Origin of the sequence: Streptomyces sp. NPDC048590 (assembly GCF_043199535.1) — a bacterium.
Taxonomy (GTDB): domain Bacteria; phylum Actinomycetota; class Actinomycetes; order Streptomycetales; family Streptomycetaceae; genus Streptomyces.
This window is the reverse complement of sequence record NZ_JBICWC010000006.1, coordinates 503,436-526,366: the sequence shown is the minus strand read 5'-3', so window position 1 is coordinate 526,366 and position 22,931 is coordinate 503,436. Positions and strand designations below refer to the sequence as shown.

20 protein-coding genes are annotated in these 22,931 nt (G+C 71.7%); 10 read left to right on the top strand and 10 right to left on the bottom strand.

Annotated elements, in window-relative coordinates; translation table 11 throughout:
* Positions 1-8 precede the first annotated feature (8 nt).
* The 5 genes from ilvD to ACGFNN_RS20800 form a co-directional block, all read right to left on the bottom strand.
* Positions 9-1,859, bottom strand: coding sequence for a dihydroxy-acid dehydratase (ilvD, locus tag ACGFNN_RS20820; RefSeq protein WP_393557719.1), 1,851 nt, complete (start codon positions 1,857-1,859; stop codon positions 9-11).
* A 155-nt stretch (positions 1,860-2,014) separates the two neighbouring features.
* A complete protein-coding gene (locus ACGFNN_RS20815) occupies positions 2,015-3,259 on the bottom strand; it encodes a PQQ-binding-like beta-propeller repeat protein (RefSeq protein ID WP_393557717.1) in 1,245 nt (414 codons plus the stop codon).
* Positions 3,260-3,432: 173 nt separating this feature from the next.
* The gene (locus tag ACGFNN_RS20810) at positions 3,433-4,056 is read right to left on the bottom strand and encodes a TetR family transcriptional regulator (protein WP_393557715.1); all 624 of its coding nucleotides are present in this window, start codon (positions 4,054-4,056) and stop codon (positions 3,433-3,435) included.
* A complete protein-coding gene (locus tag ACGFNN_RS20805) occupies positions 4,053-4,877 on the bottom strand; it encodes a sugar phosphate isomerase/epimerase (RefSeq protein WP_362554772.1) in 825 nt (274 codons plus the stop codon). The genes ACGFNN_RS20810 and ACGFNN_RS20805 overlap by 4 nt, the downstream gene beginning before the upstream one ends.
* An 83-nt stretch (positions 4,878-4,960) precedes the next feature.
* Entirely contained in the window at positions 4,961-5,911 is a 951-nt protein-coding gene (locus ACGFNN_RS20800) for a Ppx/GppA family phosphatase (protein ID WP_393557713.1), read from the bottom strand.
* 32 nt (positions 5,912-5,943) lie between these two features.
* Between ACGFNN_RS20800 and ACGFNN_RS20795 the strand changes: the two genes are divergently transcribed.
* Positions 5,944-6,783: a hypothetical protein gene (locus ACGFNN_RS20795; protein WP_393557711.1), complete on the top strand. Its 840-nt coding sequence runs from the start codon at positions 5,944-5,946 to the stop codon at positions 6,781-6,783.
* A gap of 64 nt (positions 6,784-6,847) precedes the next feature.
* Here the strand turns inward: ACGFNN_RS20795 and ACGFNN_RS20790 are convergent, their stop codons facing one another.
* Positions 6,848-8,695 (bottom strand): hypothetical protein, encoded by a 1,848-nt coding sequence (locus tag ACGFNN_RS20790; RefSeq protein ID WP_393557709.1) that lies wholly within the window; start codon positions 8,693-8,695, stop codon positions 6,848-6,850.
* A 136-nt stretch (positions 8,696-8,831) separates the two neighbouring features.
* Here ACGFNN_RS20790 and radA point away from each other — a divergent pair, with 136 nt between their 5' ends.
* Together radA and disA are read left to right on the top strand one after the other, a co-directional pair.
* The gene (gene radA / locus ACGFNN_RS20785) at positions 8,832-10,244 is read left to right on the top strand and encodes a DNA repair protein RadA (protein ID WP_393557707.1); all 1,413 of its coding nucleotides are present in this window, start codon (positions 8,832-8,834) and stop codon (positions 10,242-10,244) included.
* Positions 10,245-10,323: 79 nt separating this feature from the next.
* Positions 10,324-11,448 carry a DNA integrity scanning diadenylate cyclase DisA gene (gene disA, locus ACGFNN_RS20780; RefSeq protein WP_362554782.1) on the top strand — a complete coding sequence of 375 codons (1,125 nt, stop codon included), beginning with the start codon at positions 10,324-10,326 and terminating at the stop codon, positions 11,446-11,448.
* Positions 11,449-11,517: 69 nt separating this feature from the next.
* On the opposite strand, the gene ACGFNN_RS20775 is transcribed toward disA, so the two are convergent.
* Positions 11,518-12,504, bottom strand: a complete 987-nt coding sequence (locus ACGFNN_RS20775; RefSeq protein WP_393557705.1) for an aldo/keto reductase — start codon at positions 12,502-12,504, stop codon at positions 11,518-11,520.
* Between the two features lie 448 nt (positions 12,505-12,952).
* On the bottom strand, positions 12,953-13,774 hold the full coding sequence (locus ACGFNN_RS20770; RefSeq protein WP_393557762.1) for a hypothetical protein: 822 nt from the start codon (positions 13,772-13,774) through the stop codon (positions 12,953-12,955).
* A gap of 261 nt (positions 13,775-14,035) precedes the next feature.
* Here ACGFNN_RS20770 and ACGFNN_RS20765 point away from each other — a divergent pair, with 261 nt between their 5' ends.
* The 5 genes from ACGFNN_RS20765 (at position 14,036) to cseC (ending at position 18,433) form a co-directional block, all read left to right on the top strand.
* A complete protein-coding gene (locus ACGFNN_RS20765; RefSeq protein ID WP_393557703.1) occupies positions 14,036-14,938 on the top strand; it encodes an A/G-specific adenine glycosylase in 903 nt (300 codons plus the stop codon).
* A 177-nt stretch (positions 14,939-15,115) separates the two neighbouring features.
* Positions 15,116-15,703: a SigE family RNA polymerase sigma factor gene (locus ACGFNN_RS20760; RefSeq protein WP_362554810.1), complete on the top strand. Its 588-nt coding sequence runs from the start codon at positions 15,116-15,118 to the stop codon at positions 15,701-15,703.
* The gene (locus ACGFNN_RS20755; RefSeq protein ID WP_393557760.1) at positions 15,700-16,389 is read left to right on the top strand and encodes a hypothetical protein; all 690 of its coding nucleotides are present in this window, start codon (positions 15,700-15,702) and stop codon (positions 16,387-16,389) included. The genes ACGFNN_RS20760 and ACGFNN_RS20755 overlap by 4 nt, the downstream gene beginning before the upstream one ends.
* Positions 16,390-16,400: 11 nt before the next feature.
* On the top strand, positions 16,401-17,111 hold the full coding sequence (gene cseB / locus ACGFNN_RS20750) for a two-component system response regulator CseB (RefSeq protein WP_393557701.1): 711 nt from the start codon (positions 16,401-16,403) through the stop codon (positions 17,109-17,111).
* On the top strand, positions 17,108-18,433 hold the full coding sequence (gene cseC / locus ACGFNN_RS20745) for a two-component system sensor histidine kinase CseC (RefSeq protein ID WP_393557699.1): 1,326 nt from the start codon (positions 17,108-17,110) through the stop codon (positions 18,431-18,433). The genes cseB and cseC overlap by 4 nt, the downstream gene beginning before the upstream one ends.
* 182 nt (positions 18,434-18,615) lie before the next feature.
* Here the strand turns inward: cseC and ACGFNN_RS20740 are convergent, their stop codons facing one another.
* Positions 18,616-20,211, bottom strand: a complete 1,596-nt coding sequence (locus ACGFNN_RS20740) for an MDR family MFS transporter (protein ID WP_393557697.1) — start codon at positions 20,209-20,211, stop codon at positions 18,616-18,618.
* A gap of 136 nt (positions 20,212-20,347) precedes the next feature.
* On the opposite strand from ACGFNN_RS20740, the gene ACGFNN_RS20735 reads away from it, so the two are divergent.
* On the top strand, positions 20,348-20,935 hold the full coding sequence (locus ACGFNN_RS20735) for a TetR/AcrR family transcriptional regulator (RefSeq protein ID WP_362554818.1): 588 nt from the start codon (positions 20,348-20,350) through the stop codon (positions 20,933-20,935).
* 17 nt (positions 20,936-20,952) lie between these two features.
* Here ACGFNN_RS20735 and ACGFNN_RS20730 read toward each other — a convergent pair whose 3' ends face one another.
* On the bottom strand, positions 20,953-21,642 hold the full coding sequence (locus ACGFNN_RS20730) for a M23 family metallopeptidase (RefSeq protein ID WP_362671908.1): 690 nt from the start codon (positions 21,640-21,642) through the stop codon (positions 20,953-20,955).
* 791 nt (positions 21,643-22,433) lie between these two features.
* Between ACGFNN_RS20730 and ACGFNN_RS20725 the strand changes: the two genes are divergently transcribed.
* Positions 22,434-22,799 carry a DUF4440 domain-containing protein gene (locus tag ACGFNN_RS20725; RefSeq protein ID WP_393557695.1) on the top strand — a complete coding sequence of 122 codons (366 nt, stop codon included), beginning with the start codon at positions 22,434-22,436 and terminating at the stop codon, positions 22,797-22,799.
* The last annotated feature ends 132 nt before the right edge of the window (positions 22,800-22,931 follow it).

Here is a 22,931-nt window from a genome sequence, read left to right as displayed (position 1 = left end):
GCGGGCGGTCAGCCGAGCTTGGAGACGTCGCGGACGGCACCCTTGTCCGCGCTGGTCGCCATCGCCGCGTACGCGCGCAGCGCCTGGGAGACCTTGCGGTCGCGGTTCTTCGGCGCGTACACCCCGTTCAGGGCCTCACGGCGGGCGGCGAGGTCCTCATCGGCGACGAGCAGCTCGATCGACCGGTTCGGGATGTCGATCCGGATCCGGTCGCCGTCCTCGACCAGCGCGATCGTGCCGCCGGCCGCCGCCTCGGGCGAGGCGTGGCCGATGGAGAGGCCGGAGGTGCCGCCGGAGAACCGGCCGTCGGTGACGAGCGCGCAGGTCTTGCCGAGGCCGCGTCCCTTGAGGAAGGACGTCGGGTAGAGCATCTCCTGCATACCGGGGCCGCCGCGCGGGCCCTCGTAGCGGATGACGACGACGTCGCCGTGCGTGATCTCCTTGCGGAGGATCTTGTCGACGGCGTCCTCCTGCGACTCGCAGACGACGGCCGGTCCCTCGAAGGTCCAGATCGACTCGTCGACGCCCGCCGTCTTCACGACGCAGCCGTCCACGGCGAGGTTCCCCTTGAGGACCGCCAGGCCGCCGTCCTTGGAATAGGCGTGTTCCATGTCCCGGATGCAGCCTCCGGCCGCGTCCGTGTCGAGACTGTCCCAGCGCTCGGACTGCGAGAAGGCGGTCGCACTGCGGACGCAGCCCGGGGCGGCGTACCAGAGCTCCACGGCCTCGGGGGACGGGGAACCGCCGCGGACGTCCCAGTTCTTCAGCCACTCGTCGAGGCTGCCGGAGTGGACCGCGTGCACGCCCTCGTTGAGCAGCCCGCCGCGGTGCAGCTCGCCGAGGAGGGCGGGGATGCCACCGGCCCTGTGCACGTCCTCCATGTAGTACGTCCCGCCGGGCGCCACGTTGGGGGCGACCTTCGCGAGGCAGGGGACCCGCCGGGAGATCTCGTCCATCTCCGGGAGCCCGAAGGCGAGCTCGGCTTCCTGGGCCGCGGCCAGCAGGTGGAGGATCGTGTTGGTGGAGCCGCCCATCGCGATGTCGAGAGCCATGGCGTTCTCGAACGCCTCGCGGGTGGCGATGCTGCGGGGCAGGACGGAGTGGTCGTCCTCCTCGTAGTGACGCTTGGTGATCTCGACGATCGTGCGGCCGGCGTTCTCGTACAGCGCCTTGCGGGCGGTGTGTGTGGCGAGGACGGAACCGTTGCCCGGAAGGGCCAGGCCGATCGCCTCGGCGAGGCAGTTCATCGAGTTGGCGGTGAACATGCCCGAACAGCTGCCGCAGGTCGGGCAGGCGTTCTCCTCGATACGGAGGATGTCCGCGTCGGAGATCTTGTCGTTGACCGCGTCCGAGATCGCGTCGACGAGGTCGAGGGTGCGGACCGTACCGTCGACGAGGGTGGTCTTGCCGGCCTCCATCGGCCCGCCGGAGACGAACACCACGGGGATGTTGAGGCGCATCGCGGCCATCAGCATGCCGGGGGTGATCTTGTCGCAGTTGGAGATGCAGATCAGGGCGTCGGCGCAGTGCGCCTCGACCATGTACTCGACGCTGTCGGCGATGAGGTCGCGGGAGGGCAGGCTGTAGAGCATGCCGCCGTGGCCCATGGCGATGCCGTCGTCCACCGCGATGGTGTTGAACTCGCGGGGCACCGCGCCCGCCGCCTTGATGGCCTCGGAGACGATCCGGCCGACGGGGGCGAGGTGGGTGTGGCCCGGCACGAACTCCGTGAAGGAGTTGGCCACCGCGATGATCGGCTTGCCGATGTCCTCGCTCGCTACCCCGGACGCACGCATAAGGGCGCGCGCGCCCGCCATGTTGCGGCCGTGTGTGACAGTGCGGGACCTCAGCTGGGGCATCGTCTCTCGCTCCTTCGACAGAAAAGACTGTCTACGAGCGTACGCCCCCCGTGCCAAGATCTGGACAGCCCGTCCGATATGCGGGACGGGCTGCCCAGTGGGCGGGCAGCCGGCGACGTCAGCTCCCGCCCGGGATCACACGGGATCACACGGGATCACACGGCCGGAAGGGCCTGGAGGCGGTCACCGTGCAGGGCGGCCAGCCGTTCACCGGCGGCCGCGACGTACCACTGGTCCTCTTTGCGCTGCCCGTCGTTGAAGGTCCAGCGGAGCTTCCCGGTGCCCGCGTCGTATGCCTGGACACCGCCGTTCTTGTCGAACTGCGTCGCTCCGTACAGCGTGTCACCGGCCTTGACGAACTGGACCGGGACGGAGACGTCGAGCAGGCCGGTGTTGCGCCACCGCTGCTTGCCCGTGGCGGCGTCGACCGCCCACAGGGCATGGGCGCTGTCCGAGACGTAGAGGATTCCGTCGATGACGCTCGGCCCGAGGAACATCGAGAACTCGTCGGTCTTCAGCGACCAGCGTTCGCCGCCGTCCTCCAGGGAGTACGCGCGCAGGTTCCTGCTGTCGGAGACGTACACGAGCCCCTCGTGCACGGCGATCCTGTCGAAGTTGGACCGGCTGATCTTCTTCGTCCACATCTGGCGTCCGGTCGCGGTGTCACGGACGGTCAGGTTCTTCCTGTGGTCCGTGTAGACGAGCCGGTCACCGAGGACCGCCGAGGTGATCCCGTACTCCTCGGTCCCGGTGTCACGGCGCTCGCTCCAGACGGCCTTGCCGGTGCGTATGTCGATGGCGGCGATGACGTTGGTGGGGGAGGTGAAGTCCTTCTCCATGATGCCCGCGATCACATAGACGCGGTCCTCGTCCGCGCCGACCGGCCTGGGCTGGTCGTAGCGTCCGCCGAGGCGGCTTCGCCACGTCTCCTTCCCGGTGGCCGGGTCGAGGCCGACGACATCGCCGTCGTACTCCCCGCTCGCCAGGTAGAGGGTGCCGCCGCCCATGATCAGCCGCGCGCCGGGGGTCGCGACGCCCTTGCGCGACCACAGCTGCTTGCCGGTGGCGATGTCGCGGCCCACCAGCGGATCGCCGGTGACCAGGACCACGTCCCCCACGACGGCGAGCACCTCCTGGTTGCCGAGGGTGCCCACCGAAGCCTCCTGCTGCCACAGGACGCGCGGCGCGCCTCCCGCGGCGGGGGTCGCGGTGGAGCTCCCGCCGCTCTTCCCGGGCTTCTGGCCCTCGTTGCCGCCGGAAGCGTCCACCTCCTCCGGACCGCAGGCCGTCAGCGCCCCGGCCAGGGCGATGCCCAGGCCCGCGCCGGCCAGCCGCAGCAGCTGTCTGCGGGAAGGGGCGGCGAGGCTCGTCTCCGTCGTCCGCCCGCTTCGTGTCGTCATGTCCGGCTCCCCCGTCGTTGTCGTTCGCGATCCGTCCCGGCTGTTCACCGGCTTCGCACAGACAAGCAGCGGAATTCGCCGCTGAACAGGGCCTGACACCGTTCCGCGACAGCGTTGTGAAGCAACCGCGACGCCCATCGCGGGAGCGGAACTCGCAGAAGCAAACCCGGCGCTCAGCGGTCGGCGAGGTACCGCTGCAGCGTCGGCGCCACCATGGCCACGATCTTCTCCGGATCGGCCGACGCGAGCGGTTCCGCCCGGACCACGTACCGCAGGACCGCGATTCCGATCATGTGGGAGGCCGCGAGCTCGGCGCGGAAGGTCGGGTCCGGTACGTCGAGCTCCGCCGCGACGCGCTCCAGCAGCCTGCTCAGCACGAACCCGCGCAGCACCTTCGCAGCCGCCTCATGCGTGAGGGCTGACCGGAGTACGGCCAGCAGCGGGGCCCGGGAGGCCGGGTTCTCCCACACTCCGATGAAGAAGCGGGCCAGCCGCTCCCCCATGTCCTCCTCGGGGCCGTCGAGGATCGCGGGGAGGACGAGGGCGGGCTCGAAGGAGACCTCGATGGCCGCGCCGAAGACCTCGTCCTTCGTGCCGAAGTAGTGGTGGACCAGCGCGGCGTCCACGTCGGCCGCCCTGGCGATGGACCGGACCGACGTCTTGTCGTAGCCGCGCCGGGCGAACTCCGTACGGGCGGCCTCCAGGATGCGGGTCCGGGCGTCGGGCCCCGCGCCGCTCCCGGTGCGCGGCGGCCGCCCCCGGCGGCGGGGGGCCGCACCGTCGGCGGCCGGCGTCACGGGCGCGGCGTCCCCGCCGAGGACGCCAGATGGAGGCGGGTGAAGGCGAGTGCCTCCGCGAGGTCGGCCTCACGCTCGGCCGAGGACATGGCGCGACGGGTGTTGACCTCGATGACGACATGGCCGTCGAACCCGGTGCGGGCCAGCCGCTCCAGGAGCTCCGCGCAGGGCTGGTCGCCCCGGCCCGGCACCAGGTGTTCGTCCTTGCCCGAGCCCTTGCCGTCGGCGAGGTGGACGTGGGCGAGCCGGTCGCCCATGCGGTCCACCATGGCCAGGCTGTCGGTGCGCGCGGTCGCGGTGTGCGAGAGGTCCACGGTGAAGTGCCGGTAGTCGTCGTTGCTGACGTCCCAGGCCGGTGCGTACGCGAGCATCTCGCGGTCCCGGTAGCGCCACGGGTACATGTTCTCCACCGCGAAGCGCACGTCCGTCTCGTCCGCCATGCGCCAGATCCCGCTGACGAAGTCCCGGGCGTAGTTGCGCTGCCAACGGAACGGCGGGTGGACGACCACGGTCGACGCTCCGAGCTCCTCGGCCGCGGCCCTGGCCCGCTGGAGCTTGACCCAGGGGTCGGTGGACCAGACCCGCTGGGTGATCAGCAGGCAGGGCGCGTGCACGGCGAGGATCGGCACCTGGTGGTGGTCCGACAACCGCTTCAGCGCCTCGATGTCCTGGCTGACGGGGTCCGTCCAGACCATGACCTCGACGCCGTCGTAGCCCAGGCGCGCGGCGATCTCGAAGGCCGTCGCCGTCGACTCCGGATAGACCGAGGCCGTCGACAGGGCGACCTTCGCATCCGGGATGCGCACCACTGGTTCTGCCACGTGGACAGGGTACGGGCCGCGCCGCGTACAGCCGAGGGAGCCTGGCTGAAAGTGAGAAGACCCATGGGGCGCGGGCGGCTGGGTCAGGTGGTCAGCGCCGCCTGCCGCACGGGCAGGTGGTCGAGGCGGCGCAGGATGACCCCTTCGCGCAGCGCCCAGGGGCAGATCTCCAGTTCCTCGACGCCCAGGAGATCCATCGCGCCCTCGGCGACGAGGGCCCCGGCGAGGAGCTGGGCGGCTCGCCCCTCGGTGACCCCGGGCAGGTTCCCGCGCTGCTCGACGGTCATCACCGACAGCTTCGGCACCCACTCCTCCAGGGCCTTGCGGGTGAGGACGCGCTGCACGTAGAGCCCCTCGGCGGACCGGGCGGCGCCGGAGATCCTGGCGAGCTGCCGGAAGGTCTTGGAGGTCCCGACGACGTGGTCGGGCGGCCCGAGACGGGTGAACTCCCCCACCGTACGGGCGATTCCCGCGCGGACGTGGCGGCGCAGCGCCCGTACGTCCGCCGGGTCCGGCGGGTCCCCGGGCAGCCAGCCGGCGGTGAGACGTCCCGCGCCGAACGGCAGCGACACCGCGGCGTCCGGCTCCTCGTCCATGCCGTACCCGATCTCCAGCGAGCCGCCGCCGATGTCCAGGACGAGCAGCTTCCCCGCCGACCATCCGAACCAGCGGCGGGCGGCGAGGAAGGTGAGCCGGGCCTCGTCCTCGCCGCTGAGGACGGCGAGCTCGACCCCGGTCTCGTCCCGTACGCGTGCCAGCACCTGGTCCGCGTTGCCGGCCTCACGCACCGCCGAGGTGGCGAACGCCAGCACGTCCTCGCATCCCTTGTCCTCGGCCGCCTGGAGGGCTCCGGCGATCGTGGTCACGAGCCGTTCCACCCCCACGGGGCCGATCGCCCCCTCCGGGTCGAGGAGTTCGGCGAGCCGCAACTCCGCCTTGTGCGAGTGCGCCGGCTGCGGGCGGGCACCGGGATGCGCGTCGACCACCAGCAGGTGCACCGTGTTCGACCCCACGTCGAGGACTCCGAGTCTCATACGGGAACGCTACTGCGCCGTACTCTGGGCTCGTGCCAAAGACGAAAAAGGCGAAGCCGGACAAAGCCGCGAAGCAGCAGAAGACGAAGCAGGAGATGCCGCAGCCGGAAGCAACGGGGCCCGACGGACCCGACGAGAAGGGGCTCGATTTCGCACGGGCCTGGGTCGAGTTCCCCGACCCCGCCGACGACGAGCAGGTCTTCCGCTGCGACCTGACCTGGCTGACCTCCAGGTGGAACTGCATCTTCGGCAGCGGCTGCCAGGGCATCCAGGCCGGCCGCGCCGACGACGGCTGCTGCACCCTGGGGGCGCACTTCTCGGACGACGACGACGAGAAGCGGGTGGCGGGGCACGTCGCGCGGCTGACGCCGGAGCTCTGGCAGTTCCACGACGTCGGCGCGGAGACGGGCTGGGTCGGTGTCGACGAGGACGGCGAGCGTCAGACGCGGCGCTGGGAGGGCTCCTGCATCTTCCAGAACCGTCCCGGATTCGCGGGCGGCGCGGGCTGCGCCCTGCACATCCTGGCCCTGAGGGAGGGCAAGGAGCCGCTGGAGACCAAGCCCGACGTGTGCTGGCAGCTGCCGGTCCGCCGGACGTACGACTGGATCGAGCGGCCCGACGACACGCGTGTGCTGCAGATCTCGATCGGGGAGTACGACCGCAGGGGGTGGGGGCCGGGTGGTCACGACCTCCACTGGTGGTGCACCTCGGCGACGTCCGCGCACGGTGCCGGTGAGCCGGTCTACGTGTCCTACCGTCCCGAGCTCGTCGAGCTGATGGGCAAGGAGGCCTACGACCGGCTGGTCGAGCTGTGCGAGCAGCGGCTGGCGTCGCTGCTCCCGATGGCACCGCACCCGGCCGATCGGGCCTGAGGGACCTCTCCGGCGGTCCGGGTGCGGGGGATACGTTCCGCCGCACCCGGGCCGCCGTCCCGTGTCACTCCGCCGGTGCGGGCGGCTCGCCCGGGCCGTCCGTGGAACCTGAGGACGGTGAGGGTCCGGTGGCACCGCCGGTGGGCGAGGCCGTGGGCCCGGGCGACCCCGGGTCGGTGGGTGTGTCCGTCGGTGTGGGGGTCGGGTCCGGTGAACCCGTGGGCGCGGTGGGGTCCGGGGTCGGATCCGGCGACGCGGGCGGGGTGGACTGCGGAGGGCTCGGGGTCCCGGACGACGGGTCCGGGGCGGGCGCAGGGGTTCCGGGGCGCGGTGCGGCGGGCCCGCGACCGGTGATCGCCACCGCCGAACCGGACGGCGAGAGCACCACCCGCGCGCTCCAGGGCCCCCGCGGCTGGGCCGTGCGGTCGACGAGGACGAGCAGGGTGGTGCTCCGGCCGGGGGCGAGCGTGCCCGAGGCACGGCTGAGCCTCAGCCACGAGGCGTCCGCCCGGGCCGACCACGTGACGGCCGCGTCGCCGGTCACGGTCAGGGTGATCGCCGTACGGCCGCCCGAGGCGCGGACGGAGACCGCCAGCGAATCCGCCGCCCCGCGAGGGGCGACGCTGACCACCTCCGCCGACACCTCGGAGCGGGCCTCGTCCGTGAAGTCGTCGCCCTCCTCCGGCCGGGCGTTGCCCGCGTTCTCGTAGTGGTCGTACGGGTCGCCCCCGGTGCCGGGCTCGCCGTCCGTTTCGGTCGCGGTGACCGAGGTGTCGCGCCCCTCCCCCGTCTGGGGCGCGCCCCGGTAGGCGGCCCAGAGGGCGATGACCGGGGCCGCGACGACCGTGGCGACGACCGTCGTGGTCACGACCCGGGCGCGCAGCCGGTCCCGGCGGGCGGCATGGTCCTTGGGGTCCAGCGGGAACCCGCTGCGGCCGAAGCGGGGGGCGCCGGAGCGTGAACGCCGTGCGCGGGTGAGGGCGACCCGCACGGAGGGGCGGGGCGCCTCGACGACCGGCAGGGCGGCGGCGGGCGTGACGGTGGCGCCCGGCCAGGGACCGGATGCCCCGGCCCGCTCGGCCGCGCGGCGGCAGCGGGGGCAATCGTCGACGTGGCGGACCAGTTCCCTGCGCAGTGCCGCGGAGAGCAGCATCTGGCGGGTACCGGTGAGCCGGGCGACGGACGGGCAGTCGCCCTTCTCCACGACGGCGAGGGCGGCCCTGGTCCGCTCCAGCTCGCAGGCCGCGCCCGCCAGGAGCTCTCGGCCGCTGCACGGGTCGAGCCCGAGGACCGCGGCGACGGCGCGCGGGGTGAGACCGTGGCGCACGGCGAGCTCCAGCGCCTCACGCTGCTCGGGGGTGGTCCCCGCTGCTTCGGGCCAGGCGAGCCGCGCGAGCTCACGGCGTCGGGCCTCGGCCGCGGGGGACTCCACGGTGCGGCCGGTGCCCACCGCTTCCTCCGGGGTGCCGTGGGCCGGCCGCGCGTCGGCCCGGTGGGGCGGCGTCCCGTACGGAACGGCTCCGCGCGGGGCGGGCGGCCGGCGGTGCGCCTGACGGCCCCGGCGCTGCTCGGCGAGGGCGCGCAGGCACGTCCATCGGGCCAGCGCGTAGAGCCAGGATTTACGTTCCTCCTCGGCCGGGGGGCACCGGCCGTCCTGCCGTTCGGCGATCGCCAGGACCGAGCCGAGCGCCTCGGTGGCCGCCTCGTGATCGCAGAGCACGGAGAGGCAGTAGGTGAACAGGCCGTCGAGGTACGGCTCGTAACGGGCGGGAGAGCTCCGCGCCGATGGGTGGGCCGCGCGACGACGCGCCCGGTGTGCGCCGGTGGTGTGCGTGGAGGACTCCAGCCTGCTGCTCGTCACCTTTCGACCGTAGGCAGAGACCGGGGGGACCCTGATGGCACTTTGCGGCATTTAATCCTTACGGGTGACGGTCTCCCTCGAAAGGGGACAGAAATCCCGGATCCGCTCGGAAATACCGCATCGGGCACACGTTCCCACCGCGGCGCCCGGAAGCGGCGCTGTCCGACCCCACCGATACGGTGACGCCATGGCTGCCCGTACGAAATCCGCGAAGGACCGGCCGTCCTACCGCTGCACGGAGTGCGGCTGGACGACCGCCAAATGGCTCGGCCGCTGCCCCGAGTGCCAGGCATGGGGGACCGTCGAGGAGTTCGGCGGCGCCCCCGCTGTCCGCACGACGGCGGCAGGCCGGGTCTCCAGCGCCGCCCTGCCGATCGGCCAGGTCGACAGCCGGCAGGCCGCGGCCCGCTCGACCGGGGTCGGGGAGCTCGACCGGGTGCTCGGCGGAGGGCTGGTCCCCGGCGCGGTCGTGCTGCTCGCGGGCGAGCCGGGCGTCGGCAAGTCGACGCTGCTGCTGGACGTGGCCGCCAAGGCGGCGAGCGACGACCATCGCACGCTCTACGTCACGGCCGAGGAGTCCGCGAGCCAGGTACGGATGCGCGCCGACCGCATCCGGGCGATCAACGACCACCTCTACCTCGCCGCCGAGACCGATCTCTCCGCGGTCCTCGGGCACCTGGACGCGGTGAAGCCGTCCCTCCTCGTCCTCGACTCCGTGCAGACCGTCGCCTCGCCCGAGATCGACGGCGCTCCCGGAGGCATGGCCCAGGTCCGCGAGGTGGCGGGAGCCCTCATCCGGGCGTCGAAGGAGCGCGGCATGTCGACGCTCCTGGTGGGCCATGTGACCAAGGAGGGCGCGATCGCGGGTCCGCGGCTCCTGGAACACCTGGTCGACGTGGTCCTCTCCTTCGAGGGCGACCGGCACGCACGCCTCCGGCTCGTACGCGGTGTCAAGAACCGCTACGGCGCCACGGACGAGGTCGGCTGCTTCGAGCTGCACGACGAGGGCATCACGGGCCTGGCCGACCCCTCGGGGCTCTTCCTCACCCGCCGTGACGAGCCCGTCCCGGGCACCTGCCTGACGGTCACGCTGGAGGGCAAGCGTCCGCTCGTCGCCGAGGTGCAGGCACTGACGGTCGACTCGCAGATCCCCTCGCCACGGCGCACGACCTCGGGCCTGGAGACCTCCCGGGTCTCGATGATGCTGGCCGTCCTGGAGCAGCGGGGCCGGATCAGCGCGCTCGGCAAGCGGGACATCTACAGCGCGACGGTGGGCGGCGTGAAGCTCACCGAACCGGCCGCGGACCTCGCGATCGCGCTCGCCCTGGCCAGCGCCGCCAGTGACACGCCGCTCCCGAAGAACCTGGTCGCGATCGGCGAGGTGGGCCTCGCGGGCGAGGTCAGAAGGGTGACGGGGGTCCAGCGGAGGCTGGCGGAGGCGTCCCGTCTCGGGTTCAAGCACGCCCTGGTCCCGAGGGATCCGGGCCAGGTACCGGCCGGCATGAAGGTCACGGAAGTGGCCGACATGGGCGACGCCCTCAGGGCACTCCCCCGCCGCTCTCGGCCGGACGGACCACAGGAGGACGGCGCACGCCGGTAGACTTTGCCCTGGTCTCGCCCGCCCGTACGACGGTATGAGGGACGCAAGGGCGCCGAAAACCTGTGACCGGAGGAGTGCAGTGGCAGCCAACGACCGGGCAGCAACGCCCGGAAAGTCCGGCCAAGGCACGGGGAACGAGGCGTTGATGCGCGCCTCGTTGAGCGCGGTCGCGCCGGGCACCGGCCTCCGCGACGGCCTGGAGCGCATCCTCCGCGGAAACACCGGCGGTCTGATCGTCCTCGGCATGGACAAGACCGTCGAGTCCATGTGCACCGGCGGATTCGTGCTCGACGTCGAGTTCACCGCGACGCGCCTGCGCGAACTGTGCAAGCTGGACGGCGCGATGATCCTCGACAAGGACATGACCAAGATCCTCAGGGCCGGCGTCCAGCTGGTCCCGGACGCCTCCATCCCCACCGAGGAGACGGGCACCCGCCACCGCACGGCGGACCGCGTCTCCAAGGCCTGCGGCTTCCCGGTGGTGTCGGTCTCCCAGTCGATGCGCCTGATCGCGCTGTACGTGGACGGGGAGCGGCGGGTCCTGGAGGAGTCCTCCGCGATCCTGTCCCGCGCCAACCAGGCGCTCGCCACCCTGGAGCGGTACAAGCTCAGGCTGGACGAGGTCGCCGGGACGCTCTCCGCCCTGGAGATCGAGGACCTGGTCACCGTCCGGGACGTCACCGCGGTCTCGCAGCGACTGGAGATGGTGCGCCGCATCGCCACCGAGATCGCCGAGTACGTCGTGGAGCTGGGCACCGACGGCCGCCTTCTCGCCCTTCAGCTGGACGAGTTGATCGCCGGCGTCGAGCCGGAGCGCGAGCTGGTCGTACGCGACTACGTCCCGGAGCCGACGGCCAAGCGGGCCCGTACGGTCGGGGAGGCACTGGCCGAGCTCGACACGCTCACCCACACCGAACTCCTCGAACTGCCGGTCGTGGCACGGGCACTGGGCTACAGCGGCTCTCCCGAGACGCTGGACTCGGCCGTCTCCCCCCGCGGCTACCGGCTGCTGGCGAAGGTCCCCCGGCTGCCCGGCGCGATCATCGAGCGCCTGGTGGAGCACTTCGGCGGTCTGCAGAAGCTGCTCGCCGCGAGCGTGGACGACCTCCAGGCCGTGGACGGGGTCGGCGAGGCGCGGGCCCGGAGCGTACGGGAGGGGCTCTCCCGGCTGGCGGAGTCCTCCATCCTGGAGCGCTACGTCTGAGGGATGTCCCCGGCCTCACGGACACGGGCCCCGCCGGTTGTGACCGGCGGGGCCCGTGCGTCGTTCCGCTCAGTTCGTGGAGTCCAGCTTCGTGCGCTGCTCGGGGGTCAGTTCCAGGTCCACCGCCGCCAGGCTCTCGTCGAGCTGCGCCACCGACGACGCGCCGACCAGGGGAAGGACCGGGATGTCCCCGCCCAGGAGCCACGCCAGGACGACCTGGTTGACCGTCGCCCCGGCCTCCTCGGCCACCTCGGCCACGGCCGCGAGCCGGGCGGGGGTTCCGGCGTGCTCGAACCCGGGACCCAGGGGCTTGTCGTCGCGGACGTACGCGCCGGAGAGCAGGGGCGTGTAGGCGACCTGGGTGATCGAGGGGTTGGCCCGGACGTAGCTGAGCAGGTCACCGCTGACGAGGCCCTGGTTGCCGTCGGGTGAGCGCAGGCTCGGGACGTCCATGCGCTGGCGCAGGTAGCTGTGGTGGTGCTGGAGCACCTCGTAGCCGGGAAGTCCGGCGGCCGCGGCCAGCGTACGGGCCCGTTCCACCCGCCAGGCCCAGTGGTTGCTGGCACCGAGCAGTCCGGCGATGCCGTCCTCGACGACCCCGCCGAATGCCTCGACGGTCTCCTCCAGCGGGGTGTTCTCGTCCATGACGTGTGCGTAGAGCAGGTGGATCCGCTCGATACCGAGCCGGTCACGGCTGCGCTCGGCGGACTCCCTGATCACCTTGGCCGAAAGTCCCTCGATGTCGAGGCTGAACCCGCTGGAGGGGGCGTTCGGCCGGGCGCCCAGCTTGGTGGCGAAGGTGATCTCGTCGGTGATCCCACGGCTGCGGATCCAGCGGCCGAGCAGTTCCTCGCTCTCACCGCCCTGCGTCCCGTTGACCCAGAACGAGTAGTTGTTGGACGTGTCGATGAAGGTGCCGCCCGCCTCGACGAAACGGTCGAGAAGGGCGAAGGACGTCGCCTCGTCGGTCACCGTTCCGAAAAGCATCGTGCCGAGGCTCACCACGCTGACCTCGCGGCGCGTGTCCGGGCTGCCGCCGATTACACGGTATTTCATATGCGCGTCCTATCCGGAGGAGAATGCCTGCTCGAAAGGGAATTGCTTCGGTGATGAGGTTTCCCGGACGGAAGCGGACCGGGACCGGACCTCGCGTCCGGATCGGGGCCGGGGCGGGAACACCGTCCGCGGTCAGCACGGTGCCGGACCCCGCACACGCCTGCTCGCCGCCCGAGTCGGGGCACATGCCTGTGCTGCCCGGGCCGGGTGGTCTGGATTCGAGGCGCAGCACAACATACAGCCGTGAGGCGAAGGCGCTGATCGCTTTCCGGCCATTCGGAAAGCGATCAGCACCGTCTCGGACCTCTAAAAGAAAGGAACGGCAGCTGATCCCTGTCCCGCCGGATTCACCTCAGCCGTGAGGTCGCCCCGCTCGGCCGCCCCGGGGAACAGGCCCGCGAGGGACGGCCGGGGGCCTCTCCACGCGGGCTGTCGGGGGCAGGTCCGGTCAGTCCTTGGCCAGGACGAAGGACGCCTGCTTGACCGTCCCGCCGGGGACCTCGGCCTCCAGGAGATACGTCCCCGGGGCGGCCACCTTGACGGGCGGGGTCGCGCACCGGGGCGCGCTGCCCTTGCGGTCCCACTCCACGGTGTGGACGACCGTCGCGCCGGCCGGCACCCTCAGGAAGACGGCGGCGCCGTTCTTCGGGCAGTCCTCGGACGACCACACCTTCTCGTCGTCGTCACCGGCCTCGGTGATCGTCAGCACCGCGCGCTTCGGGCCGAAGTCGGCCTTGCAGTCCGCCGCCGAGGTGTTGGTGGCGCTCAGCCGGAACTCGGGCTTGTCGTCGGGGCCGTAGCTGAGATCCGTCTTCAGGGCGAAACGCAGTGCGGAGGCAGGGCAGTTGGGCAGCGAAGAGCCGGCCGGTACCTGCTGCCCCGCGGACCCTCCGGCGCCCGGTCCCGTGCTCGCACCGCCCGAGTCGGTGCCCTCGGCGCCCGTGGTGCCCGAACCGCTGGATCCACCCGCGCCCTCGGTCCCGGAGTCCCCGCCGCCGTCGGATCCCGCGCCGCCTCCGGAGCCACCGTCGCCCGACTCGTCGCGTCCGCCCGGGGGTTGGCCCACGACCGGCCCCGAACTCGACGGCCCCGGGGTGATCGACGGGGCGGGGGCGGAGCCGCCCGGCTTCCCGTCGTCCTTGCCACCGCCACCGCCACCGGAGGTGACGGCCCATGCGACCAGCGCGGCGAGCAGCACAACCACCAGCACCGCCACGGCTCTCCGACGCCAGTAGATGCTGGAGGGAAGCGGCCCGACCGGATTGCGCATAGATCCCACGAACCGAACTGTACGAGAGATCCAGGCCAACTCCGGCCCTCAACCGCCGCTCTGATCGACAAGTTTTCCGGATCATCATCACGGAGCGGAAGTTCCCGGGCGCTTCCAGCCACTTTGCCCGGCTCGCGCGCACCCGGCGCGGGCCCGAGGGGTCAGAACGGGTGGCGTTATCACCCCCTGGGCCCTCAGCCTGGCCGACACCCCTACAGCCGCGCCCGAAGCCCTCGCTTCCGTGCCAGGATCGTAGGTGCGATGACTGCCACGACTTCGACACAGACGCCCCCCTCCGCCCTCCATACCCCCGTCATCGGGTGGTTCGAGCAGCACGCCCGCGATCTGCCCTGGCGCCGCCCCGAAGCGGGTGCCTGGGGTGTGATGGTGAGCGAGTTCATGCTGCAGCAGACACCGGTCAACCGGGTCCTTCCCGTCTACGAGCAGTGGATGGCCCGCTGGCCCCGCCCCGCGGACCTGGCCGCCGACGCACCGGGCGAAGCCGTCCGCGCCTGGGGCCGGCTCGGCTACCCGCGCCGCGCGCTGAGGCTGCACGGGGCGGCGCAGGCGATAACGGAACGCCACGGCGGCGACGTGCCGAGCGAGCACGGCCAGTTGCTCGCACTGCCCGGGATCGGGGAGTACACGGCCGCGGCCGTGGCCTCGTTCGCCTACGGGCAGCGCCACGCCGTACTCGACACGAACGTCCGCAGGGTGTTCGCCCGGGCTGTCACCGGCATCCAGTACCCGCCGAACGCGACCACCGCCGCCGAGCGGAAGCTGGCCCGTGCCCTGCTGCCCGAGGAGGACGAGCGTGCCGCCGGCTGGGCGGCGGCCACGATGGAACTCGGCGCCCTGGTGTGCACCGCGAAGAACGAGGACTGCTCGCGCTGCCCCGTCGCGGACCGGTGCGCCTGGCGGCTCGCGGGGAAGCCCGCCCACGAGGGCCCGCCCCGCCGCGGCCAGACCTACGCCGGTACCGACCGGCAGGTACGGGGCCGGCTGCTCGCCGTGCTGCGGGACGCGGTCACCTCGGTCCCGCAGTCCGCGCTGGACGCCGTGTGGGAGGAGCCGGTGCAGCGGGCACGCGCCCTGGACGGGCTCGTCGCCGACGGCCTGGTCGAACCCCTGGCGAACGGCCGCTACCGGCTGCCCCTGACCTGACCGCCCGCACACCACGGCTGTCCATCGGCTGTTACACAACCGATGGACAGCCGTGCGTCCGCGTACGGCTGCTCCGCACACCCTCGTGACAACGCCTCCGTAACGTCTGCGGACGTCGGGCGGCGTAACGGTCCTCCCGGCGGTACACGGGGATCCACGGGGACGGAGGCGGTTGTGATGACGCAGGGCGAGGTGCTCGGCTTCGAGGAGTACGTGCGCACCCGGCAGGACGCGCTGCTGCGCAGTGCCCGCCGGCTCGTGCCGGACCCCGTGGACGCCCAGGACCTGCTGCAGACCGCCCTGGTCCGCACCCTCGGCCGCTGGGACGGCATCGCCGACAAGTCCCTCGCCGACGCCTACCTCCGCCGCGTCATGATCAACACGCGCACCGAGTGGTGGCGCGCCCGCAAGCTCGACGAGGTCCCCACCGAGCAGCTCCCTGACGCGAGTGTCGACGACGGCTCCGAGCAGCGTGCCGACCGTGCCCTGCTCATGGACATCCTCGGGGTGCTGGCTCCCAAGCAGCGCAGTGTCGTCGTACTGCGACACTGGGAGCAGATGAGCACGGAGGAGACGGCGGCGGCGCTGGGCATGTCCGCGGGTACGGTGAAGAGCACGCTTCACCGCGCCCTGGCACGCCTGCGCCAGGAGCTCGAGGACCGTGCGGCCCTGAGCCGGGAGGCCGAGGGAGTTGCAGCGGCGCGGATTCCGGCACAGCCGGACAGGCGCCACGACGAGCGGGGGCGGGAGCGGTGCGCGGCCTGAAGGGCGGCGGCAGAAGCACGACGGGCGGCCGCGGGAGACTCGCGACCGGTCTGGTGGCGGGGGGCGCGGCGGCGGCCGGGCTCGCCGCCCTCGGTCTGTTCTGCGCCGGATGTTCCACCGGAGGCACCGGCACGCGTGACGAGGGTCCGGCGGGCACCCAGGACGCCGTCCGGGCCACCCTGCCGTCGAGCCCCGCGGCGGCGGGGACGGCCCGGCCCGCTCCGAGGGCGGACGCCGTGACGCTCATCAAGAACGATCCCAAGGTGAGCAAGCGCCTCAAGGACGACCTGAAGCCCTGCAGCGGTCACGAGTACCCCGTCGACACCTCGTACGGGGACGTGACCGGCGGCACCCGGGCGGACGTCGTGGTCAACGTGATGAACTGCGGCGATTCGGTGGGCATCGGCACCTACGTCTACCGGCAGCGCCCGGACGGTTCGTACGTGAACGTCTTCGCCACCGAGGTCCCCGCCGTCTACGGCACGATCGACCGGGGCGACCTGGTGGTGACGACGCAGGTGTACGGGTCGAAGGACTCGGTGGCCTACCCCTCCGGGGAGGACGTCGTCACCTACCACTGGTCATCGGGCCGGTTCACCGAGACCGACCGGGTGCACAACGACTTCAACCGGGCCGTCGGCGGCGGGGAGGGCGCACTCCCCGCACCGCAGACGGCACAGAACTGAGAGCCGTACGCATGGCCGATACCCATGTCCTCTTCGTCGAGGACGACGACGTCATCCGTGAGGCGACCCAGCTCGCGCTGGAGCGGGTCGGCTTCACCGTCACCGCGGTGGCCGACGGTCTGCTGGGCCTGGAGGCCTTCCGGGCCGACCGCCCGGACATCGCGCTGCTGGACGTGATGGTGCCGGGCCTGGACGGGGTCAGCCTGTGCCGGCGCATCCGCGACGAGTCGACCGTTCCGGTGATCATGCTGTCGGCCCGTGCCGACGCGATCGACGTGGTGCTCGGCCTGGAGGCCGGAGCCGACGACTACGTCACCAAGCCGTTCGACGGGGCCGTGCTCGTCGCCCGCATCCGCGCCGTGCTGCGGCGGTTCGGGCACGCGGCCGGCAGCGGCGGGACCGGTTCCGGTGCGGGAGGAGCGCCGCGGGAGACGGGCGGTGTGCTGGTCTTCGGCGATGTGGCGATCGACACCGAGGGCATGGAGGTACGCCGCGGAGGCACGCACGTGGGTCTGACGCCGACGGAGATGCGGCTGCTGCTCGAGTTCTCCTCGGCGCCCGGCACCGTGCTCTCCCGCGACCGGCTGCTGGAACGCGTCTGGGACTACGGCTGGGGCGGTGACACCAGGGTCGTCGACGTCCATGTGCAGCGGCTCCGCACCAAGATCGGTCAGGACCGGATCGAGACGGTCCGCGGCTTCGGCTACAAGCTCCGCGCATGAGGCGCCCGGCACTGAGGACAGGGGTCCGCTGGAAGATCAGCATCGCCATCGCGGCCGTCGGAGCCCTCGTCGCGCTGGCCCTGAGCCTCGTCGTCCACAACGCCGCCAGGGTGTCGATGCTGGAGAACGCGCGCGAGGTGCAGCTGGAACGGCTGCTGTTCGCCCAGCGGCTGTACGAGGCGACGAACACCCAGAAGCCCTCGCCGAAGTTCGGGTCCAAGATCAACGACCCGTCGATACCGGAGAGTCTGAAGGAACGGGTGCGGGAGCACCGGCGGGCCACCCACGTCGACGAGTACGAGGACGGGGTGCCGGACGTCTGGGCCGCCGTCCCGCTGGCCAACGGCGACATCCTTTCGCTCCACACCCGGTTCGCCGACCGCAGTTCCATGATCATGGACGACCTCGACCGAGCCCTGGTCATCGGGTCGGTGTCGGTGGTCTTCGGTGGCTGCGCACTCGGCGTGCTGATCGGCGGCCAGCTGTCCCGGAGGCTCCGTAAGGCGGCGGCAGCGGCCGGGAAGGTCGCCGAGGGCAACACCGATGTACGTGTCCGGGAGGCCGTCGGGGGCGTCGTACGGGACGAGACGGACGAGCTCGCCCGCGCTGTGGACGCGCTCACGGACGCGCTGAACGAACGGATCGAGGCCGAACGCCGCGTCACCGCGGACATCGCCCATGAACTGCGCACACCAGTGACCGGTCTGCTCACCGCTGCCGAACTCCTGCCCCCGGGCCGGCCCACCGAACTCGTGCGGGACCGGGCGCAGGCGATGCGGACACTCGTCGAGGACGTGCTGGAGGTCGCCAGGCTGGACAGCGCCTCCGAGCGTGCCGAGCTGCAGGACCTGCCCCTGGGGGAGTTCGTCTCCCGGCGCGTCCGGCTGCTCGACCCGGAGATCGAGGTGCGGGTGGTGCACGAGTCCTGGGTGGCCACCGATCCGCGCCGGCTGGAGCGCATCCTCGGCAATCTGCTGGGGAACGCCGCCAAGCACGGGGCGGGTCCGGTCGAGGTCACGGTCGAGGGCCGGGTGGTCCGGGTCCGCGATCACGGGCCCGGGTTCCCGGAGGCGCTGCTCCAGGAGGGGCCGAGCCGGTTCCGCACCGGGAGCAGCGACCGGGCGGGCCACGGCCACGGACTCGGGCTGACGATCGCGGCGGGACAGGCACGGGTCCTGGGCGCCCGGCTGACCTTCCGCAACGCGGGGACGACGGAGGACTCGAGGGGCGCGGGCGGGGCCGTCGCGGTGCTGTGGCTGCCCGAACACGCGCCGACGAACACCGGCAGCTTCCCCGTGCTGCGGCCGGAGGATCTGCGCTGAGGGCGCGGGCTGCCGGGACCGGCGGAGACCGGGACCGGCGGGCCGAGAGGCCGGAAGACGGGGACGTCGGCGGGCCGAGAAGTGCCGGAAGACTGAGGTGCCGACGGGCGGAGAGGCCATGAAACGGCGGTTGGCCCCCGGGGACGCTCGGTCCCCGGGGGCCATCCCCGCGTCCTGGACGCTCAGGCGGTCTGGGACTCCCTCGCCGCCACCCGCGGGGCCGCGGGTCCGTCACCGTCCGAATCACCGGAGGTCGCCTCGGGCTTGGCGGTCCCCCTCAGCGGAACCTCCTTGACGAAGAACGCGGCCACCAGGGCGACCACCGCGACCGAGCCGCCGACGAGGAAGGCGATGTGCGTCCCGGAGGCGACGGCGTACTCGTAGGCGTCGCGCACCGCGTCGGGCAGCTTGGCCAGGCTCGCGTCGTCCAGCTGTGCCGACCGTTCGGTCGCCGCGCCGCCGCCGCGGGCCCCCATCTCGTCCTGCACCCGTCCGGTGAAGAGGGCGCCCATGATCGCGACGCCGAAGGAGCTGCCGAGGGTGCGGAACAGGGTGGTCGCGGACGAGGCGACGCCCATGTCCTTGAGCTCCACGCTGTTCTGCGCCACCAGCATCGTGATCTGCATCAGGAAGCCCATGCCGGCGCCGAGCACCGCCATGTAGACGCCCGAGGTGAGACGCGTGGTGCCGGTGTCCATGGTCGACAGCAGGAACAGGCCCGCGACCATCAGGACGCTGCCGACGATCGGGAAGATCTTGTACTTCCCGGTGCTGGTGGTGATCCGGCCCGCGCCCAGGGACACGACCATCATCGAGAGGAGCATCGGCAGGAGCAGCAGCCCGGAGTTGGTGGCCGTCGCCCCCTGGACGGACTGCTGGAAGAGGGGGAGGAAGAGCACCGCGCCGAACATCACGAAGCCGGCCATGAAGCCGATCAGCGACATCAGGCTGAAGTTGCGGCTGCGGAAGATGTGCAGCGGCATGATCGGCTCCGCCGCCTTGGTCTCGACGAAGAGGAAGCCGACGAGCGAGGCCACGCCGAGGGCGATGAGCTCCATGATCACGGCGGAGCCCCAGGCGTACTCGGTGCCGCCCCAGGTGGTGACCAGCACGATCGCGGTGATGCCCACGGTGAGCAGCGCGGCGCCGAGGTAGTCGATCCTCGCGGTCGACCGTTCCTTGCGGGGCAGGTGGAGGACGGCGGTGACCATGGCCAGCGCCACGGCGCCGAGCGGCAGGTTGATGTAGAAGGTCCAGCGCCAGCCGAGGTGGTCGGTGATCACACCACCGACCAGCGGTCCGCCGATCATGGCGATGGCCATGACGCCGGCCATCATGCCCTGGTACTTGCCGCGCTCACGCGGCGGCACCAGGTCTCCGAGGATCGCCATGACACCGACCATCAGGCCACCGGCACCGAGGCCCTGGACCGCACGGAAGCCGATCAGCTGCCCCATGTCCTGGGCCATGCCGCTCAGCACCGAGCCGACCAGGAAGATCACGATGGAGGTGAGGAAGACGCCCTTGCGTCCGTACAGGTCGCCGAGCTTGCCCCAGATCGGGGTGGAGGCGGCGGTGGCCAGGGTGTAGGCCGTGACCACCCAGGACAGATGTTCCATACCCCCCAGGTCACCGACGATCGTCGGCATCGCGGTGCCGACGATCAGGTTGTCGAGCATGGCCAGCAGCATCGTGATCATCAGGGCGAGTACCACCACCCTGACACTGCGCGCCTGTGGAGCGGCCGGTGCGGCCGCCGCCTTCTTCAGATCCGTCATGACGTGCTCCCCTGGTCCCCTGAATCACCGGTCCGCCGGCCTCCCGGCACTTACTTGCCGCCCGGCTAGCTGACTACACTGAGGAAAAGTAGACCCGTAACTAGCCGGGCGTCAAGTAAGTACTTGGGAGAGTCAGATGGGCAGCACGCCGCAGCCGCGCCGGGGCAACACCCGACAGCGCATTCAGGACGTCGCCCTGGAGCTCTTCGCCGAGCAGGGGTACGAGAAGACCTCGCTCCGCGAGATCGCAGAGAAACTGCAGGTCACCAAGGCCGCGCTGTACTACCACTTCAAGACCAAGGAAGACATCCTCGTCAGCATCTTCGAGGACCTGAACCGGCCCGTCGAGGAGCTCCTGGAGTGGGGCAGGGAGCAGCCGCGCACCCTGGAGACGAAGAAGGAGATCCTCGTCCGCTACAGCGAGGCGCTCAGGAAGGCCGAGCCGCTCTTCGTCTTCATGCAGGAGAACCAGGCCGCGGTTCGGGACCTCAGCATCGGCCACACCATCAAGCAGCGGACCATGGGTCTGATCGACCTGCTCAAGGATCCCGACGCCCCTCTGGCCGACCAGGTGCGCTGCCTCAGCGCGCTCATCACGCTGCACGCCGGGGTGATGGCCCTCAGAGACGCCGAAGGCGACCCCGAGGAGAAGCGCAAGGCTGCTCTCGAGGTCGCCATCGAGCTGGTGACCAGGGCCGAGGGCCCGGGGTCCGCGGCCGGCTAGCGGCTACGGGGTCCTCGTCAGATGTGGACGTGCTGCGAGCCCAGGTACGTGACCGGGTTGATCGCGGAACCGTAGTTCGGGGTGGTCCGGATCTCGAAGTGCAGGTGCGGACCGCTGGAGTTACCGGTGTTGCCGGACCTGGCGATCTCGTCGCCGGTCTTCACACGGTCGCCGACCTTGACCTCGATCTTCGACAGGTGCGCGTACTGCGAGTACTTGCCGTTGGCGTGCTTGATCACGATGGCGTTGCCGTACGCGGGGCCGTCGCCGCCGCCGTTCGGGCCGGCCTTGACGACACGGCCGGTGTGCGCGGCCTCGACCTTGGTGCCGATCGGCACCGCGAAGTCCTGGCCGGAGTGCTTGTGGGCCCAGCGGTCGCCGCCGGTGCCGTAGGTGGCGCTCAGCACGTAGTGGTTGACCGGGGCCTCCCACGCGGAGGCCTTCTTCTTCGCGGCCTTCTTCTTGTCGGCCTTGTCGGACTTCGCCTTGGCGGCGGCCTTGCTCTGGGCGCTCGCCTGCTTGGCGACGGAGTCGGCGGTGGCCGCGCCGGCGAGGGCCGCGGTGTCCGCGGTGCCCGTCGTGCCGGACGCGAACGCCGCGCCCGCACCGAACACCATCGACGCACCCAGGCCGGCGGCCACGACGGCGCCACTGACGCGGGACATGGACGGGCGGCGGGAGTGCTGGAACGTAACGCGCTTCGACATGCGGGGGGAACCTCCGGGGTGTCTGGGTCCGGTGCTCGACCGGGCTTGCTCATCCTTGGTAACCCGCACCCCGGGCAACACTCAAACCCCCCATCTACGAACAAAAGCCGTAGCGAACAGGCCGGGAATTACTCGCTCCGAACGGGTCCGTCCGCCCCGGAACGCCGTCCGGACAAAGCCTTGCGAAGCGGGTTTAGATCCATGACCAACCCCATCACTCCAGCTCAGAGGGGATTAAAATGGTCAAACCATCCCAAGCGGAAAAAGTCGCATGAGAAGTGGGCCGAAGGTCCCGTGCGCGGCGGTCGGGCCTGCTCCTAGGGGGCGTAGTAGGCCCGAAACGGCCTGTGCGCCTTGTCACCGGCGGTGGGTCGGAAGCCTGCCCGTTTCGGGACCTTCGGCCCCCGGCCTGAACGAGCCCCGAAGCGGCTCGGCGCCGGGCCCCCGCACCAGCCGGACCACCCGGGGGAGCCAGAGCCGGGCCGGAGGAGCGTGATCCGGTGCTCGACGGCGGTGGGACCTGGGCCGAGCCAGCTGGCTTACCGCGGGTGCTCCCACCGCTCGGACCTGCCGCCGGCACCACCGGGGCAGCGGGGTCACCGGGGCCGACGGGAGCCACCGGGTTCTCTCGGGCCGGCGGGGTCTCTGGACAACTGGGGCCGCTGGGTCGGTTCCCTCGGCGTGCGACCGGGCCGCTGCCCCCTCCCCGGCTGGAGCGCCGCCGCGGCCCGGGGACGCATCCGCCGCCGGAGCGCGGGGTGACGGTACGGGCGGGCCTTAGGGTTCCAGGCATGACGGACGAGCACGAGCAGGCGGCACAGGAAGCCATCGCGTCGGAGATGCGGCTCCTCGACCCGGCGGTACGCGCCTCGGAGGAGGCGGTCCGCGCGCTCCTGGACCCGGAATTCACCGAGATCGGGGCATCCGGACGGCTCTGGGACACCACATCGATCCTCACGGTGACGGGTTCCGGATCAGTGGCCCCGGACTCACCGGTGCGGGTCAGCGAGATGACGGCGGCCGTACTCGCCCCCGGTCTCGTCCATCTGACCTACTTCTCGGACAACGGAGGACGCCGCGCACGGCGGAGCTCCCTGTGGCGCCTGACCGCCCCCGGCTGGCGCCTGTACTTCCACCAGGGCACCTTGACCAGCTGAGCCCGAGCGGCCACGGGCCCCGAGCCCGTCGGCGCGGAGGAACGGGGCCGCACCCCGCCATCGCGGCCGTCCTCAGCGACTCCGCAACCCCCTCCGGCCCGTCCGGCGAGCGCACCGGACACGGGAAAGGGG

Coding starts and splice junctions, on each gene's coding strand:
- cseC (WP_393557699.1), top strand. CDS start 17,108: ATGAGGCGCCCGGCACTGAGGACAGGGGTCCGCTGGAAGATCAGCATC.
- cseB (WP_393557701.1), top strand. CDS start 16,401: ATGGCCGATACCCATGTCCTCTTCGTCGAGGACGACGACGTCATCCGT.
- ACGFNN_RS20770 (WP_393557762.1), bottom strand. CDS start 13,774: ATGCGCAATCCGGTCGGGCCGCTTCCCTCCAGCATCTACTGGCGTCGG.
- ACGFNN_RS20815 (WP_393557717.1), bottom strand. CDS start 3,259: ATGACGACACGAAGCGGGCGGACGACGGAGACGAGCCTCGCCGCCCCT.
- ACGFNN_RS20760 (WP_362554810.1), top strand. CDS start 15,116: ATGACGCAGGGCGAGGTGCTCGGCTTCGAGGAGTACGTGCGCACCCGG.
- ilvD (WP_393557719.1), bottom strand. CDS start 1,859: ATGCCCCAGCTGAGGTCCCGCACTGTCACACACGGCCGCAACATGGCG.
- ACGFNN_RS20725 (WP_393557695.1), top strand. CDS start 22,434: ATGACGGACGAGCACGAGCAGGCGGCACAGGAAGCCATCGCGTCGGAG.
- ACGFNN_RS20800 (WP_393557713.1), bottom strand. CDS start 5,911: ATGAGACTCGGAGTCCTCGACGTGGGGTCGAACACGGTGCACCTGCTG.
- ACGFNN_RS20790 (WP_393557709.1), bottom strand. CDS start 8,695: ATGCCGCAAAGTGCCATCAGGGTCCCCCCGGTCTCTGCCTACGGTCGA.
- ACGFNN_RS20765 (WP_393557703.1), top strand. CDS start 14,036: ATGACTGCCACGACTTCGACACAGACGCCCCCCTCCGCCCTCCATACC.
- ACGFNN_RS20775 (WP_393557705.1), bottom strand. CDS start 12,504: ATGAAATACCGTGTAATCGGCGGCAGCCCGGACACGCGCCGCGAGGTC.
- ACGFNN_RS20735 (WP_362554818.1), top strand. CDS start 20,348: ATGGGCAGCACGCCGCAGCCGCGCCGGGGCAACACCCGACAGCGCATT.
- ACGFNN_RS20730 (WP_362671908.1), bottom strand. CDS start 21,642: ATGTCGAAGCGCGTTACGTTCCAGCACTCCCGCCGCCCGTCCATGTCC.
- radA (WP_393557707.1), top strand. CDS start 8,832: ATGGCTGCCCGTACGAAATCCGCGAAGGACCGGCCGTCCTACCGCTGC.
- ACGFNN_RS20740 (WP_393557697.1), bottom strand. CDS start 20,211: ATGACGGATCTGAAGAAGGCGGCGGCCGCACCGGCCGCTCCACAGGCG.